The organism is Cytobacillus solani (assembly GCF_001420595.1).
In the GTDB taxonomy this organism is placed as follows: Bacteria; Bacillota; Bacilli; order Bacillales; family Cytobacillaceae; genus Cytobacillus; species Cytobacillus solani.
Genome location: NZ_LJIX01000006.1, coordinates 4,424,552 through 4,441,262 on the forward strand (window position 1 = coordinate 4,424,552; position 16,711 = coordinate 4,441,262).

The 16,711-nt window shown below is 39.7% G+C and carries 14 protein-coding genes and 1 pseudogene; all 15 read right to left on the minus strand.

Features of this window, described 5'->3' with window-relative positions; genetic code table 11:
- Position 1: 1 nt before the first annotated feature.
- The 15 genes and pseudogenes from AN957_RS23935 to AN957_RS27220 all read right to left on the minus strand — a co-directional run bounded on the left by AN957_RS23935 (position 2) and on the right by AN957_RS27220 (position 16,339).
- Positions 2 to 793, minus strand: coding sequence for an ABC transporter ATP-binding protein (locus AN957_RS23935; RefSeq protein ID WP_056686499.1), 792 nt, complete (start codon positions 791 to 793; stop codon positions 2 to 4).
- Positions 790 to 1,821, minus strand: a complete 1,032-nt coding sequence (locus tag AN957_RS23940) for a FecCD family ABC transporter permease (protein ID WP_056686501.1) — start codon at positions 1,819 to 1,821, stop codon at positions 790 to 792. The genes AN957_RS23935 and AN957_RS23940 overlap by 4 nt, the downstream gene beginning before the upstream one ends.
- Positions 1,822 to 1,841: 20 nt before the next feature.
- On the minus strand, positions 1,842 to 2,414 hold the full coding sequence (locus AN957_RS23945) for an FmdE family protein (protein ID WP_056686505.1): 573 nt from the start codon (positions 2,412 to 2,414) through the stop codon (positions 1,842 to 1,844).
- A gap of 19 nt (positions 2,415 to 2,433) precedes the next feature.
- Entirely contained in the window at positions 2,434 to 3,189 is a 756-nt protein-coding gene (locus AN957_RS23950) for a DUF364 domain-containing protein (protein WP_056686508.1), read from the minus strand.
- A 317-nt stretch (positions 3,190 to 3,506) separates the two neighbouring features.
- Positions 3,507 to 4,958: a S41 family peptidase gene (locus AN957_RS23955; RefSeq protein WP_056686512.1), complete on the minus strand. Its 1,452-nt coding sequence runs from the start codon at positions 4,956 to 4,958 to the stop codon at positions 3,507 to 3,509.
- Between the two features lie 322 nt (positions 4,959 to 5,280).
- Positions 5,281 to 6,174 carry a permease-like cell division protein FtsX gene (ftsX, locus tag AN957_RS23960; protein WP_053478770.1) on the minus strand — a complete coding sequence of 298 codons (894 nt, stop codon included), beginning with the start codon at positions 6,172 to 6,174 and terminating at the stop codon, positions 5,281 to 5,283.
- Positions 6,164 to 6,850 (minus strand): cell division ATP-binding protein FtsE, encoded by a 687-nt coding sequence (gene ftsE / locus AN957_RS23965; RefSeq protein ID WP_053478769.1) that lies wholly within the window; start codon positions 6,848 to 6,850, stop codon positions 6,164 to 6,166. Before ftsE ends, ftsX begins: the two co-directional genes overlap by 11 nt.
- Before the next feature lie 482 nt (positions 6,851 to 7,332).
- On the minus strand, positions 7,333 to 7,686 hold the full coding sequence (gene cccB, locus AN957_RS23970) for a cytochrome c551 (RefSeq protein ID WP_056686515.1): 354 nt from the start codon (positions 7,684 to 7,686) through the stop codon (positions 7,333 to 7,335).
- A 51-nt stretch (positions 7,687 to 7,737) separates the two neighbouring features.
- Positions 7,738 to 8,604: a YitT family protein gene (locus AN957_RS23975; protein WP_056686518.1), complete on the minus strand. Its 867-nt coding sequence runs from the start codon at positions 8,602 to 8,604 to the stop codon at positions 7,738 to 7,740.
- A 724-nt stretch (positions 8,605 to 9,328) separates the two neighbouring features.
- A protein-coding gene (gene prfB, locus AN957_RS23980) for a peptide chain release factor 2 (protein WP_156341162.1) occupies positions 9,329 to 10,430 on the minus strand; the annotation gives its coding sequence in 2 pieces (ribosomal slippage) (positions 9,329 to 10,357 and positions 10,359 to 10,430; 1,101 coding nt in all).
- Positions 10,431 to 10,579: 149 nt separating this feature from the next.
- Positions 10,580 to 13,090: a preprotein translocase subunit SecA gene (gene secA, locus AN957_RS23985; RefSeq protein WP_053478765.1), complete on the minus strand. Its 2,511-nt coding sequence runs from the start codon at positions 13,088 to 13,090 to the stop codon at positions 10,580 to 10,582.
- Between the two features lie 106 nt (positions 13,091 to 13,196).
- The gene (locus tag AN957_RS28705; protein ID WP_245637809.1) at positions 13,197 to 13,679 is read right to left on the minus strand and encodes a hypothetical protein; all 483 of its coding nucleotides are present in this window, start codon (positions 13,677 to 13,679) and stop codon (positions 13,197 to 13,199) included.
- A 105-nt stretch (positions 13,680 to 13,784) separates the two neighbouring features.
- Positions 13,785 to 14,003 (minus strand): annotated as a pseudogene (locus tag AN957_RS29260) (nuclease-related domain-containing protein); the annotation flags it as partial.
- Positions 14,004 to 14,038: 35 nt separating this feature from the next.
- The gene (locus tag AN957_RS27925) at positions 14,039 to 14,185 is read right to left on the minus strand and encodes a hypothetical protein (RefSeq protein ID WP_156341163.1); all 147 of its coding nucleotides are present in this window, start codon (positions 14,183 to 14,185) and stop codon (positions 14,039 to 14,041) included.
- A gap of 240 nt (positions 14,186 to 14,425) precedes the next feature.
- Positions 14,426 to 16,339 carry an SEC-C metal-binding domain-containing protein gene (locus AN957_RS27220; RefSeq protein ID WP_075209239.1) on the minus strand — a complete coding sequence of 638 codons (1,914 nt, stop codon included), beginning with the start codon at positions 16,337 to 16,339 and terminating at the stop codon, positions 14,426 to 14,428.
- Positions 16,340 to 16,711: the final 372 nt, after the last annotated feature.

Consider the following 16,711-nt stretch of genomic DNA (forward strand, 5'->3'; position numbering starts at 1 on the left):
ATTAAGTTTGCCTATTCATTAGATTCGGAACAATGACTCGGATATCCCCAGCCTCTGTCTTGATGTCCTCGAGCTTAACATGTACGCCATATAATTGCTCTAGCAATGCCTCTGTCACTATTTCTTTCGGGCAGCCGCTTTGAATAATCTTCCCATTGAACATCATTAGTACCTTTGTTCCATATAAAAAGGCATGTTCTGGATTATGTGTTGATAAAATGACAATATATCCCTCTTTCGCAAGTTTCTTTACATGCATCATCACACGAATTTGATTCCCATAATCAAGATTGGCTGTCGGCTCATCCATCACAAGAATCTTTGCCTTTTGCACAATGGCACGTGCAATTAAAGCTAACTGTCTTTCACCCCCGCTGATTTCTGCATATCCACGGTTACGCAAATGAGAAATTCCAAGCATATCCAATGCGTGCAGCGCTTCCTTTTCATCCTCTATATTCGGATTGGAAACACCTTTAAGATGGATTGTTCGGCCCATTAATACTGTATTTAAAACAGTAAAGTTGAAAGTTGGATGATGAGATTGCGGAATGTAAGCAATCTTCTTTGCAAGCTCCGCTATTCCCATCTTTTTAATATTCTTCCCTTCTATCAAGATCTCACCTTGATACCCTTTTGTTAGTCCGAGCATGCAGCGGAATAATGTACTTTTCCCAACACCATTTGGACCAAGGACACAAATCAGGTTTTTAGAATGGGCAGAGAAGGTGATGTTATCCAATATTTTTCTTTGCTTATAATTAAAGCTTAGTTCCTTCACTACTATCATCATCGTCTATTACCCTCTCGTAAGATCAAATACATAAAAAATGGGGCTCCAACGAAAGCTGTTAATATGCCTAATGGAATCTCCTGTGTAGCTAATAACCTTGAGAAATTATCAACAATTAATAAGAAACTTGCTCCAAGCAACATGGATGCTGGAATTAAAACACGATAATCAGAACCAACTATCATGCGTGTAAAATGAGGAATGACGAGACCAACCCAACCAATCATTCCACTAACAGATACACTTGCTGTTGTTGCCAAAGTGGCACATGCAATAACGAGAATACGAATGACTTTCGTATTCACCCCCATTGTTTGCGCCTCTTCCTCGCCCATTGTCATAACATTTAATTTCCATCGCAAGAACATTAACGGAATTAATCCCAACAATATAGGGATTGCACTTAGCAGTAAGTCTTGCTGGCGTATCGATGATAAACTTCCCATTAGCCAATAGGTAATGGCAGGGAGTTCATTATTCGGGTCTGCTACGAGTTTAATGAAAGAAAGACCAGCAGAGAATAAAGAACCTACCATTATACCTGTTAGAATAAGACTGAGTGACGGATTATTCTTTACACTTGAACTGATTACCCATACTAAGAATACTGTCAGCATCCCAAAGAAAAATGCCGATAGGGCAATACTGTATTTACTTAAGCCAAGAAGGATGGCTAGTGCTGCACCAAATCCTGCTCCAGCAGAAGCACCTAATAGGTCAGGTGAGACCATCGGATTTTGAAATAATCCCTGATAAGCTGCCCCTGCACAAGATAAGGCAGCCCCGATCATAACAGCTGCTAAAATCCTCGGAAGACGTATTTGAAAAATGACTGTTTCTACCTCAATGGTCCAAGATGGTTCAAATGGAATAACCTTTGAAGCGAAAACCTTAAACAATTCTAACGGCCCGACTGGATATCTTCCAAGGGCGAAAGATAATATGAAACAACAAATAAGAAGGATAGCTAAAATAAAAAGCTTTCCCCGATACTCTCTAATAAAAGATGCTTTACTTAACTCGCCCATGACGGCCTCCTAGTTTATCCTCAGCGGCGAATAACCTGATAATAGGGTTTTGAGTAGCAAGGTTTACAATATACTTTTAAATCAACGGCCACCTCACGCCCATCATTCACTTCTTCTCCACACTTATCACAAATAATTCTCCTCAACGGCTTTCCCGGCAGATCCTCTAGACGAAAATCTACAACGACTTCTTCAAATGCTAATAACTCGTTATCTGGCATTATCTTATATGCTTCTAAATATGGATTATCGCTATTATTCACATATTTCTTTACAAGCTCACGAACACTAGCAGGTACGAGTATTCTTACTGCTTTTTTTTTGTTAATATCTAAAAAGGTCGCTGCCATCTTGCCATAATCTATGTGCTTTAACGTTCTTTTTCCTAATTTACAGCCTGTTACCGTTTGAATGGCATCTGCCGCACATCGGTCTGTTTCAACATAAACAATTAGACTCTTATTCTTATGTAAATCCTCCATGCTTAACCATTTTAATCCCGCCATCCCCATTCTGACTCCAAGAATTTGACCGGCACAAAGGTGTCCATGGTAACTAGCAGCTGCTTCTATTAATTCATTAACGTTTTTCATTTCGCCACACACCTTATAGTCAAAATATACTTCTAACACTTTTTGAAATGTTTATGTATTGAACAGCATTTCGGAAGCTGCGCACCCCTCCGCCTTCCTTAATACAGCGGAGAACAAAGTCCTCTTCCTCAACCACTAAACCACTAATTATATCAACCCCCATCTCAAATAGAGCTGTTGAAAATGGTGTGCTGGGTCCTAACATAATGGTCACAGCATTTTTTGAAAGCTCCAGTAATCGAGGTGTTGTTTTATTAATAAGAGTTGAAGATGTCATAAACACATAATCTTGTTCGGATAGAATATATTCTGCTGCAGGATCAGGTAGATCCCCCATTTGCGGATTCCGCTCTAACACTGAAAGCTGACAATGCTTCGACAACTCACAAACATCGGGAAAGTGTCCTATCACAGCCACTTTTTTCCCTCTTATTTTGTCCGCGAAGAGATCAAACGCACTGCCAGATTGCAATTGTTTATATCCCTTATTTTCCATATCGGCAATGGTTTCACGGCAATTCCTGACAGAATTGATTGCACTTAAACCGATAGCAGCCTCCAAGGAATTCCAAGATTTTATTCTTTCAGCTAAACTCTTCACTGATTGTCCCATGCATGTCCCTGGCAATTGTGATAATTCCAAAGGACGAGGGAAGCTCATTGCTAATCCCATCGCCTTCGAACGCGTAGCAGTCCAAGAAAGCCCTGCAATTACTTCCTCAACCCTTTCTTCCTCGCTTATTTCCGCGATTAGTTTGTCATATAACTCCCACATAAAAGACCCTCCCGTAGTAATCTAGCAAAATGGTTAAAATAACCAAGATGAATAGAAAAGATGTTCACTATTATAATCAGTTATAATTAAATATATCTAATTATAATTAGTTATATCTAATTATAATTTATTATCAAAACTATAAATACAACAATTTACTTATTTTTCTACTTTTCACGAATTTGACAAATTCCTATACAGTTTTAGCACAATAAAAATAACAGGAAGATTGCTCCTCCTGTTATTTCATATGTTGATCGCGGAATTATTTGTAAATACCTAAATAAACTATTGTCTACGCGTGAAAATCTACAATACTATCTGGCTAGAAATCTTAGAGCCGTTTGGAGCTGGATGTCATTCTCTTCTTTTTTCATTTCGTCAATGATTGCCTTTTCTAATGCAGCAGCCGTTTTTTGATCGATCGTTCCGGTGGCGTTAAGACCTGAATGCTTTTGAAATGCCTTAACAGCAATCATAGTAGCTTCACTGAAATAGCCATCTTTTCTCCCCGGAGAAAAGCCTAGCCCATCCAGCATTTCCTGTGCATTTTTTACCTGCTCATTGTTCATGTCCTGTATCAATGTCTCTTCCAATTGCAGTGGATGCGTATTAAAAATGGCCGGCTGCATGACTTTAAGTGTTGGTTGGATCCCTTTATCGTGAATCCAATTTCCATCTGGTGTTAGCCACTTAAATAATGTCAGCTTAATATTGCTTCCATCCCCCATTGGCACTGGTTGCTGAACCGTTCCTTTTCCAAATGTTTTTTCTCCAATCAGCGGGTATCCTTCCGCCTCATTTAACGCACCTGCTAAGATTTCAGAAGCAGATGCACTTCCTTTATCAATTAAGACCGCAATGGGATAGTCTTTTTCTTCCGTTAAGCTCGAGAAATATCTCTTTTTCTCTCCATTTCGACGTTCAATTTGAATCATTGGCTTTTCATTTGTCACAAGCCCTTTCAAAATTTCTTGAACTGCATCCAGATAGCCTCCTGGATTTCCACGAACATCAATGACTAACCCCTCAAGCCCTTTTTTCTCTAAACCTCTAAGATTTTTTTCAAATTCTGCCGCTGTATCCTCTGAAAAAGAGGTGATCTCTATATAGCCAATCGCTTTTCCATTTTGTCTTTTTAAATCGGAATAAACAGTCATTTGCGGAATCTCATCCCGTTTAACTTCAACAACTAGAGGATCAGTCAATCCTTGACGAGCAATTTCCAGCTTAACTTTTGTCCCTTTTTCTCCTCTAATTTTTAATGTCGCCTCAAACAAGTCAAGTCCATCTATACTTTCTCCATCAATCTTTAAAATTTGATCTCTTGGTTTGAGACCCGCTTTTTCCGCTGGAGAATCCTTAAATGGAGCGACAATGACAACCTTTCCATCGTCCATGCTTACTTCAGCTCCGATTCCTTCAAAAGAGGATTCAAGTGACTCGTTGAATTGTTCCACCGTTTCCTTGTCCATATACACTGAATATTTGTCTGAGAGCGTGGAAAGCATTCCTTGAATGGCACCTTCTACCAGCTGCTCCTCCTCCACTTTTTCAACATAGCTATTTAATATTAAATGATAGGCCTTTTCTACCTTCTCTAAATCCCCTGCAGAAATGGGGGTTTTGCCTTCCGCTGTAGGGGCTGTTTGATTTTCAACGCTTACCTTAGGGTTACTTTTATTTACCCATTGCATTCCAGCATATGTACCACCCGCTCCTGTCAAGAGAGATCCCGTCATAAGCAGCACAATCCACTTTCTGTTCATCCCCATCTTCCTTTCCTTCGATGTATACCGATTTTTAATCCTTCTACAATTTGCCTGATTCACCTTTTTTAGGGATGCTAATTCAATATATGAAAAAATGGGACGGGTTATGAGATTTTTTTGCTATAGAGATGTTTGTTTGGGGAGATTTAAGTTATATTAGCTGGTTGGCGGTTTTATCTAGCATTTCATTAAAGTTATCGAGTAAGTCTTTGATTTTATCTAGCAGATTTTTCAATTTATCTAGCAAGTCTTCGGTTTTATCTAGCATTTCAGGTTTTTTCGTACAAAAAAAAAGAAAGAAGCTTAGCTCCTTCCTTTTTTATATTTTTAGAAATTTACGTACGGACATCATACTGCCCCAGACACCAATTAATGCGCCCATAAGGAGTAATAATCCAGAAACCTGATATACGAATGGACTAAACTCAAGGATCTCCATAAAGTTTCCTTGCAGTTTCGGTGCCAGATAGTCATAAACATAGTTATACGATATGGCAATAAGCGTGATTGGCAGAATGGACCCAAGTACGCCAAGCCATAAGCCTTCAAGGAAGAACGGCCAACGAATGAACCCGTTTGTCGCTCCTACTAATCTCATAATCTCAATTTCTCTTCTTCTAGATACGATTGTGATTTTGATTGTATTTGAGATTAAGAACATAGCTGTAAACAGCAAACCTACAATCAGAACAAGCCCCACATTTCTTGCTCCATTTAGGAAAGAGAATAGTTTTTCAACTTCCCCCTGTCCATACTTCACCTTCGCAGCATATTCCATTTTTTCTATTTTTTCGGCAACCTTCATGACATCTTCCGGATCTTTTGTTTTCACAACTAATACATCATTTAACGGGTTGTCCTGCTCAAAAAGCTTATACGCCTCTCCTTCTTCACCAAAACTTTCAATGAGGTTATCGAGCTCCTCATCCTTTGGAGAAAAACGAACGGATTTGACTTCTGAAATGCCTTGAATCTTCTTTTCCAAAGCCTTTTGATCTTCTTTATTCGCTGCTACATCAATATGAACACGAACTTCTACTTCCTGTTCAAGCGTTGTTGCTACTTTGTTAAGATTCATCATAATGACGAAAAATACCCCGACTAAAATAAGCGTGACAGTAACCGCACTTGCTGATGCAAACGTCATCCAGCCATTTCTTCCGAGACTTTTTACACTTTCTTTTAAATGACGGCTTAAGGTTCTAGCTTTCATAGCCATAGTCCCCCCTTTGCTCGTCACGGACAATTCTTCCACCCTCTATTGCGATCACGCGATGTTTAATTTTATTAACAATTTCTTTATTATGTGTTGCCATAAGGACTGTTGTTCCTCTAGTATTAATTTCATCAAAAATATTCATAATTTCCCATGATGTTTCCGGATCAAGATTTCCCGTCGGCTCGTCCGCTATTACTACTTTCGGTGAGTTCACGATTGAGCGGGCAATCGAGACGCGCTGCTGCTCTCCCCCCGATAATTCAGTTGGCAGCATCCGTGCTTTATGCTTTAAATTAACAAGATCTAGTGTCTCCATGACCTGCTTTTTTATATACTTCGGCTGTTCTTCAGTTACTTCTAGGGCAAAGGCTACATTTTCATAGACAGTTAGTGTTGGAAGTAATTTAAAATCCTGAAAAACCACGCCGATATTACGTCTAAGTAGAGGAACCTTGCTTGTTTTTAATTTTGCAAGATTGATCCCATTAATCATAATTGTTCCACTAGATGGTTTTTCTTCTCTATACATCATTTTAATAAATGTTGATTTACCAGCACCACTCGGACCAACCACATAAACAAACTCTCCTGCCTTGATCGATACGTCAATGCCATTTGCAGCAACTACTCCGTTTGGATATTTCTTAAATACATCCTTCATTTCTATCATTTCTATCACACCCAATATCTATTCTGTTTATATAAATTGATTACGCAGTTTCGACTCACGAATCAATATCTTTTCATTTAAAGTAATTATATTTAAGCGAATCTATTATTTCGTCAAAAAACGACAACTTCCAGACAAAAAAGGATAAAAACCAACTTTATTTTCATTCAGCTTTCATTATAACATCTACAATCATTAAAAATACCTGAAAAATTATTACAGTTTCTTTTCAAAGAAAGAAAAGCGGAAGCGCCTTGTTCATCGCCGTACAAACTGGAAGGGATCCGACTGAGATAAAGGAAACACGGTTAGCGTCAGCGAACCGATGTTGACTTATTCGTAGGGAGGAGACCTGAAGTTTGATAGGCGATAGGACGCTTGCGCTAGACAGTTCTTAATTCAATAGTAATACTTTCTTATCTTAGCAAACAGAAAAAACGTTCTGCGATAAACAGAACGTTTCTTGTAAAAATAATTTACTATTACTTTTTAGCAGCTAACCATTCAGCAACTTGTGATGCTTCATCACCGCTAAGCAATCCAGCTGGCATTGCACCTTGTCCATTAGCAATGATTGATTCAATATCTTCCTTAGAATGAGTTGAACCAGCCTTTTCAAGAGCAGGGCCTACGCCACCTTCAAGATTGCCGCCATGGCAGCTTGAGCACTTTTGATTGTAAAGCTTTTCGGCATCGCCAGCATCAGCTGTTGTTGTTTCGCCGCCTGTTGTACCTGTGTCCTTCTCTTTCGATGCGTCGTCATCCCCGCCGCCACAAGCAGCAAGAGCAAGAACTAGAGAAGACCCTAAAAGTAATGCTAGAAGCTTCTTTTTCACTTAAAATCCCCCTCTGGTAATATTACATATCACAGTTATATTATACCAACATTAAGCGCGATTGAAACCCTCTCCAAGTACCTCAGATGCATCGGTAACAATGATAAATGCAGTCGGATCAATGCTTTTGACCAATTGTTTCAATTTTGTGAACTCCGTTTGATCAACGACACACATGAGAATTGGACGCTCATTATCAGTATAACCACCGTATGCTGTTAGTTTTGTCACACCTCTATCAATTTTATTCAATATTCCTTCACGAACTTCCGCTTGTTTTTCTGTTATTATCATTGTCATTTTTGTTCTGCCAAAGCCTACTTGAACGAGATCGATTGTTTTGCTAGTAACAAACAAGGCAAGTAAGGCATATAGTCCTCTTTCGATATCGAACACAATGGCTGCAGTAAGTACGATAAGTCCATCAATAATCGCCACACATGTACCTAACGAGAGTCCAGTATATTTGTTAATAATTTGTGCTGCAAGGTCTGTTCCACCCGTTGAGGCCCTTCCCCTAAAAACAACACCAAGGCCAAGACCGACACCGATTCCGCCGAATAATGAAGCAAGCAAAGGATCATTTGTCCACGCTTCAAAATCCTTTGTTAGAAAAACAACAAACGGCAAAAATATGGTTCCAACCAATGTTTTAGCTCCAAACTGCTTGCCAAGGAAGACAACCCCAGCAATAAAGAGAGGGATATTAAAGGCCCACTGCACATACGCAGGCTCCCACCCAACAACCGCATCTAAGATCGTGCTAATCCCACTTACTCCGCCCGAAGCCACTCGATTTGGCAGTAAGAATACATTGAAAGTAATCGCTACAATAGCTGCACCAATAAGTACATAAATATACTCTTTCAGCATTTCTCTTTTTGTATGAAAGGCAATCTCTCGCTTCTTTTTTTGCATCATTCTTCTCCTTTGTAGTGGGAGCCACTACCGCGAATTTCACCGAATAACATCATGACTTTCGACATATACCGACAGTGAGTATAGCATGGAGCCATTTAACTGTAAATGCCAATAGTGTGCTGTGTTAAAGGGGTAAATAGCTTAATCTTAGGTTGTGGATATTTGCTATTATCTATGAACAAAGATGAGAATTGTGTGTACAAATCCGTGGTGTAATGTTGTAAAAGGAGGTGAGAGTATGGAGAAAATTCTAAATGAGATTTTACAGCATCTGCAAGGACACCATGAAGCGTTTTGATTCCATCGATAAAGAAATTAATAAAGTTAAAGGAAGATTAGAGAATGTGGATAACTGCTTAGTAAAAGTCTAAAACATATTAGACAATGTTGATAACCGTTTTGAGAATGTCGAAAACAGCCTTTATAGTTTGGAGGAAACGGTCAATAACCATGCAACAGAAGTCATTTTAGGCATATAGAAACAGAACTTGATCAGCACGAGGAAACTTTTCGAATAGGATCGAATGAATAAACTGGAACAAAAAATTGATATTAAACACCTGAGTAAAAAACCGGGGTTTACAAAACAGAAATTAATCAGCTATAGAAAAAAATCCACATCTAGTACCCCCTCAACTTAAACTGGCAAACGCCGTTATTTACAATAGAAAAAAGCCTTTGCCGATCTATAAGACCGAGCAGAGGCTTTTATTTCTCATACTTAGCTTAATTTTGAACGAAGGTATGCATCAATAAACGGATCAAGTTCTCCGTCCATAACCGCTTGTGTGTTTCCACTTTCTGTGCTCGTCCGGTGATCCTTCACCATGGAATACGGATGGAAAACGTAGGAACGGATTTGGCTGCCCCAGCCGATTTCTTTTTGTTCTCCGCGAATTTCTGCTAATTGCTGCTCCTGCTCTTCAATTTTTCGTTGATAAAGCTTTGCTTGAAGCATTTTCATCGCACGATCACGGTTTTTAATTTGCGAGCGCTCGGTTTGACAAGTAACGACCACTCCTGTTGGTGTATGGGTAATCCGAACAGCTGAATCCGTTGTGTTGATATGCTGTCCGCCCGCACCACTTGCACGGTAGGTATCTATTTTCAAGTCTTCTGTGCGGATATCAATTTCGATCTCATCATTAAATTCTGGCATCACTTCACATGACACAAACGACGTATGACGGCGGCCTGATGAATCAAATGGCGAAATGCGCACAAGGCGATGCACACCTTTTTCTGCCTTTAAATAGCCATATGCATTATGACCTTTAATACCTAGTGTTACGCTTTTTATCCCAGCTTCATCCCCTGGAAGATAGTCAAGCGTTTCCACTTTGAAGCCTTTTTTCTCTGCCCATCTCGTGTACATACGAAGAAGCATGGAGCCCCAATCTTGTGACTCAGTTCCACCAGCTCCTGGATGAAGTTCAAGAATCGCATTGTTTTTATCATAAGGCTCGCTTAAAAGAAGCTGCAGTTCAAACTCATTCAAACGCTTGGCCAAATCCTTTAATTCTTCCTCTAACTCAGCTTGAAGCTCAGCGTCTGCTTCTTCCTTCACAAGCTCGTACGTTAATTCAAGGTTTTCAAATGTTTCATTCAAATCATAAAGCTCATGTACCTGATCCTTCAGCCCATTAAGCTCTCCAATGACTATTTGTGCCTTTTGCTGGTCATCCCAAAATCCTGGATGGAGCATTGTGTCATCAAGCTCCGCAATACGTGCCTCTTTGTTCTCTAAGTCAAAGAGACCCCCTAAAGTCCGCTAATCGTTTAGCCATTTTCTCTAATTCATTCCGAATATCTGCTAATTCCATGCTTTCACCTCTTATAATTTTTGAGCTGCTTTTATACTGTGTTCACTCAGCCATTTATTATTATACTGTTACAACAAATAAAATCACACCTAAAAAGAAAAAAACACCGGCAAAGCTATTCAGTGAACAGCTTGCCGGGCTCTTTTTGATTATCCAATTCCGCAGCAGTTTTTATACTTTTTGCCGCTTCCACAAATACATGGATCATTTCGGCCAACATCCAGCTGTTTTACAACAGGCTTTTTCTTCACCTTTTCCCCATCTTCCTTCGGGTTGACCGCTTGGCCTTTTGCTACTTCTTGACGTTCTAAATTGTTGCGGATTTCAGCCTTCATGATGTATTTTGCCACATCTTCCTCGACTGCGGCAATCATATTTTCGAACATCGCAAAGCCTTCCTGCTGATATTCTTGAAGCGGATTAATTTGTCCGTATGCACGAAGATGAATCCCTTGACGGAGCTGATCCATTGCATCAATATGGTCAATCCACTTCGTATCCACCGCACGAAGAACGATAACCTTTTCAAATTCACGCATTTGTTCAGGCTGAAGAAGCTCTTCTTTTTCATCGTAGCGTGCTTTAACCTTTGCAAAAATGGCTTCAATGATCTCCTCTGTATCCTTGCCTCTTAGATCATCAACCGTAATATCTCCCTCATGCAGCAGGTTTCCATTTACATAGTCGATCAGACCTGGAAGGTTCCACTCCTCCTCGTCACCGTTAGCCGGTGCGAAAGCATGAACATTGCGCTCGAGTGATGTCATCAGCATTTTCTCAACGATTTCGCGAAGATTTTCTGATTCCAATACTTCATTACGCTGTCCATAAAGAATTTCACGCTGCTGACGAAGAACATCGTCATAGGAAAGAAGCTGTTTACGTGCATCAAAGTTATTGCCTTCTACTCGCTTCTGAGCAGACTCAACTGCTTTTGAAACCATTTTACTCTGAATTGGCTGGGAATCATCCATACCAAGACGCTCCATCATCGATTTCATATTATCTGAACCGAAGCGGCGCATCAATTCATCTTCCATTGAAAGATAGAATTGCGTAATCCCTGGATCTCCCTGACGGCCTGAACGTCCGCGAAGCTGGTTATCTATCCGTCTGCTCTCATGGCGTTCCGTACCAATTACAGCTAGTCCACCTAATTCTTTGACACCCTCACCAAGCTTAATGTCTGTACCACGGCCAGCCATGTTCGTTGCAATCGTGACCGCACCTTTTTTACCGGCATCGAGAATAATTTCTGCTTCTCGGCCATGGTTCTTGGCATTTAGGACATTATGGTGTACACCTTTTTTCGTTAAATATTTTGAAATAACCTCTGATGTTTCAATCGCAACCGTACCAACAAGTACGGGCTGGCCTTTTTTATGGCGCTCAGCAATATCCTCAACAACTGCACGGAACTTTCCATCCATCGATGAATAAATTAAATCCGCACGGTCATCACGGGCAATCGGACGATTGGTTGGAATGACAATAACATTCATATTGTAAATATTGCGGAATTCCTCTTCCTCTGTTTTCGCTGTACCAGTCATCCCAGCCAGTTTTTCATACATACGGAAGTAGTTCTGGAATGTAATCGTTGCAAGGGTCATGCTTTCATTTTGAATTTCTAGCCCTTCTTTTGCTTCAATTGCCTGGTGCAGACCGTCACTATAACGGCGGCCCTTCATCAAACGGCCAGTAAATTGGTCAACAATGACAATTTCGCCCTCTTGAACAACGTAATCCACATCAAGATGCATACTTGAATGCGCCTTTAATGCTTGCGTAATATGATGGTTCAATGTGACATGGGAAATATCGAAAAGGTTCTCAATCCCAAAAGCACGTTCCGCTTTTGTCATCCCTTCTTCTGTCAGCTGAACCCCTTTTGTTTTTTCGTCATATGTGTAATCTTCTTCTTTTTTCAATGTACGAACAAACCCATTGGCCTGAATATAAAGGGCTGTCGACTTTTGCGCTGTTCCTGAAATAATTAGCGGTGTCCGCGCTTCATCGATTAGAATGGAGTCCACCTCATCGATTACCGCATAGAAAAGCGGGCGCTGAACCTTTTGCTCTTTATAAAGAACCATATTGTCGCGAAGATAGTCAAAGCCTAATTCATTGTTCGTGCTATACGTAATATCCGCTGCATAAGCGGCTTGCTTTTCTTCCTTTGTGAGTCCATTTAAGTTCAAACCAACTGTTAGTCCTAAAAATTCATACAGCTGACCCATCTCAGTAGCATCACGGCTAGCAAGGTATTCGTTGACAGTAACAACGTGAACGCCTTTACCAGAAATAGCATTTAAGTATACTGGCATTGTCGCCGTAAGCGTTTTACCTTCCCCTGTTTTCATTTCGGAGATGTTTCCATCATGAAGGGAAGCTCCCCCCATTAATTGCACCGGGTATGGATACAATCCAAGCACACGCTTTGCACCTTCACGCACAACAGCAAATGCTTCAACAAGCAAGTCATCTAACGTTTCACCTTTTTGATAGCGTGCTTTGAATTCGTCTGTTTTGCCGCGTAACTCATCATCCGTTAATTTTTCCGTATCAGCCGCAAGTGCTTCAATTTGCTCTGCAATTTTTGTGAGTCGTTTTAGTTCGCGTTTATTTTGATCAAACACCTTATTTAAAATCCCAAGCATTTAAAACGCTCCTTTATATTGGATAGGAGAAGATTTTGGTAAAAATCTCCCATGAAATCTCATATTATTCCTATTAATATTACCACTTTCACTAGGGGGTGACAACTTATGAGGGTGGGGAGGAAGTTTTGCCTTTTGGAAAATAGACTCTCCCCTTAAGTTGGCCTTTAAATGGCAAGTCCATTGAAATGAGTAACTTTTTTGCAATACTTGCGGAGGAAAGGTGGAGGAAATCTCGAAATTGACTGTTAGAAATGGGGGAATTATTGTTAAGCAGGAAATAATCATTGACCGCAAGTATGTGGGCATTTTTATCCTTTGATTTGCATTTAGGGCAAAACCAGGTTCCGTAGTGTCTTTCCATTGGGGATGTAGATTGGCATTTCTCACAAAGTGCTCCAGTGGTTATTTCGCTTTTTGATATGTTATAAAAAGGAAGAACATCAAATATTTCTTCTTTATACTCTTTTAATAGGATTCGGCAGATTTTCTTGAGCTCTTTTGGAGTGAGGATTTCGTTCTTATAAGATAATCTTATTTTTTCAATTTCCTTTAATAAAAATTGAACGTGAAGGACTTTTTGCATCATTTTCATATTTCCGGGGGCAGTTTGAATGATGGTTGAGGGCTTACTAATAATAATCAGAAAGTCGATTGGAATGGAAATATTGCGTTTGTTCAGCCATTTTCTCAGCTCTGTCCGTTGTTGGCGAGCTTGTTCAATGGGATTGGCGTAGCCTTTAATTTCCCCGTTTGAGTTGGTTTGTATAAGCTGGTCAAGTAAGGGATCAAAGTAAAGTCTTCCTGAATAGTTTTTCACTTCAAGAATGAGCGCGAAAAAGGATGTGAGGATTAAAGTATCAATTTGAAAGAAGTGTTTTCCATTCGAGAGTCGTATGCCGTGGAATATCATATAGTCTTTTTCAGGGAGCTTGCTTAAAGGAAAGTCTAATGCTTGTTCGCCTCTGAAACCAGCCCAACGTTTGGCGAGATCTGATGCAATTTCAGCTCTTTTCCAATGATTTCCGGTATTCTTCTTAAAAGTGCTTCATTTTTTTGGATTCTGATAGGAATTGTACGTTCTTTTACAATCAATTTGATCTCTCCTTTTTAAAGTTCAACACAATATTCGTTTTTACATAGAAATAATCCTGCCTAGATTATAGTTTTTATCACCACATCTGTTAAATCTTCATGTTACAAGCCAGATTTTCATTTTATCGGCCACTTTCAATGATTTACGGGCCACTTCACCTAATTTATAGGCAACTTTCTCATTTTATGGGCCACCTCATTATTTTTCATAAAAAAACGAAGAGCATCCATGCTCTCCGTCTAGTTACTAAGCCATTCCTTCAACTTAGGAACTCTATTCCAAAGATGCTGATGCTCACTCACATAGACTGCGGCTTCATTTTTGTCACCGAAGCTGTAATAATCAGGAATGTCTGCTGGGAGCTTCTTTTTACCTGTTAATAAATCAACGACATACTTATTTACCTTTTTGGCAGCAAGAAATAGTTGATTGGCTTTATCTGTTAAACCATTTGATAAAATCTCGATTAATGTTTGATTATACGCATCTTGTGCACTATCTTCCGGATATCTCTTCAAGAGTTCAGAAGCTTTTCGAAATTGTTCATCATCACAATAGGAAATAAATAGCATATAGCTGATACCCTGATTGTCAGCCGGATTTAATTCCAGCAGCTCCTCGTACTGAGTAATTGCTGCTGTTAAATCACCAATTTTTTGTAAAAATGCTGCATAATTCATTGCTGCACGCATAAATGGTCTTGTTTCGATTAGCCCCCAGAAGTACCCTTTATTCTCATGAAAAAATGCTTCACCAAGCTCATCGCGGCCAATGCGCATACCCTTTTCAAAAAGCTGGGCAGCAGTTTGCAGAGAATCAGTCTGTTCAGCTAAAATTGTATATCCGTCTGCATGGGAAGGGTCTAATTCCAAGGCTTTCTGAGCTAGTCTGTATCTTTCTGGCCCATTAGATTCAAGGGCTGCGTATATTAGCTCTTGTGCCTCTTCTTTCGTGCCTTGACTCTTGTTCTTTCTGGGATTAGGGCTGTCTAATCTTGCTTGCAAAAAGTCATTTATTTCCTCCATACTTTCCAACTGATTTTCTTCAATTTCTTTTAACACCTCTTGTAATTCCGCTTCCAGTGCATGGCTTTGCTTCTTCTGATCCCGTTCAATCATTGCCCCTATGTAATTCTCTACAACAAAGTAAATGTCACTATAATAGCTAGATACTCGATTAGCTGGCAATCCATACATGTCTCCGATCTGTTTCTGTGTTAGCTCAACTTTTGTCGGTGCTAAAGTAGTAACGAGATAACGAAGGGCCGCCACATAATTTACAGGCTTCTGAATTTTTTTATTGGTTTGCTTGCAATATTCCATCCAAAGCATAACGCCTATATGGATGATCCAGCTAAGTTCTCCCGCCGCTTTCATATCCTTTTCAAACATTTCGGCTACCTGCTTAGCTCCGTCGCTTGGCCATTCAAAACCTTGAAGATCAAGCGTTACTCCCGCCTTTGGTGTCTCATGCATCATTTCAAGGAAGTTGTCTGCTAGAAATTCCTCTGGACTATCATATCCTGAATTCATAAATTCATTTTCAATAAAGACTTCAAAATCGGCTGTATGCTCTATAGAAAGTTCAAATAGAGTTGGAAAAACAGTAAATTTGTCTTCATAGCGATGCAAAATTGCAAAAGCGAATACGCCTTCCTCGTAATCTCGCGAATGCTCAAATAGAACAACAGGGTACTCTTTTCCTGTCAATGTATCTTCTATTATAAGGCTATCGATATGATATTCTTTCACTATACCAGCAACAGCATAGCCTTCCTGCCAAGATTCCAGAATGGCCTTCACTCTTGTGCGTGAAACTTTGCGAAGTTTATGCTCAATAAACTTCTGCATAATGGTTTTGCCATCTTCCATCGGTTCAAATACTAGAAACCAAAAAGGGTGCAAAAATTCATAGAAATCCGCATCTCCAGCATCTGCATCCTCCAGCGAATGAAGCAAGTCTTCAAAATCATTCGCTATTTCATCACCAAACTGTTGGATCGCAAAAATTTCCGCTTCCTTTTGCAGCTCCAACACTTCATGATCAATCACATCTGTAATAAGAACCGTATCCTTGCTCCCACAGCATTTTTTATACTTCTTCCCGCTTCCGCACGGACATGGTTCATTCCGGCTAACTTTTAAAGTAGACATATAACAGCTTTCTCCTTATCCCTATTGATCTGTTTTTAATCTATTCTATCACTATAGCTTCAAACAAATTAACTATTAGTTTGACACACGTATTAAAATATAAAACTGCTATCCTTGACATTTTCAACTTCCGTTTATATAATAATATTAATTAAATAGTTGTTCTCCTAAAGGGGAGTAGCTTTTACAGCATTGTCGTCATTTCAGAGCACTAGCTCTCGGCATTGTTGGCAGCCTAAAAATTGTTAGCCAGACCTTTACCAAGCGGTAGAGGTCTTTATTTATGACCTTTACCCATCGTGGTAAAGGTCTTTTTTATTAGGCTTGTTGAAACAAATATTGTTGGAGAAAAGCATCCATCAAGGGCTCACA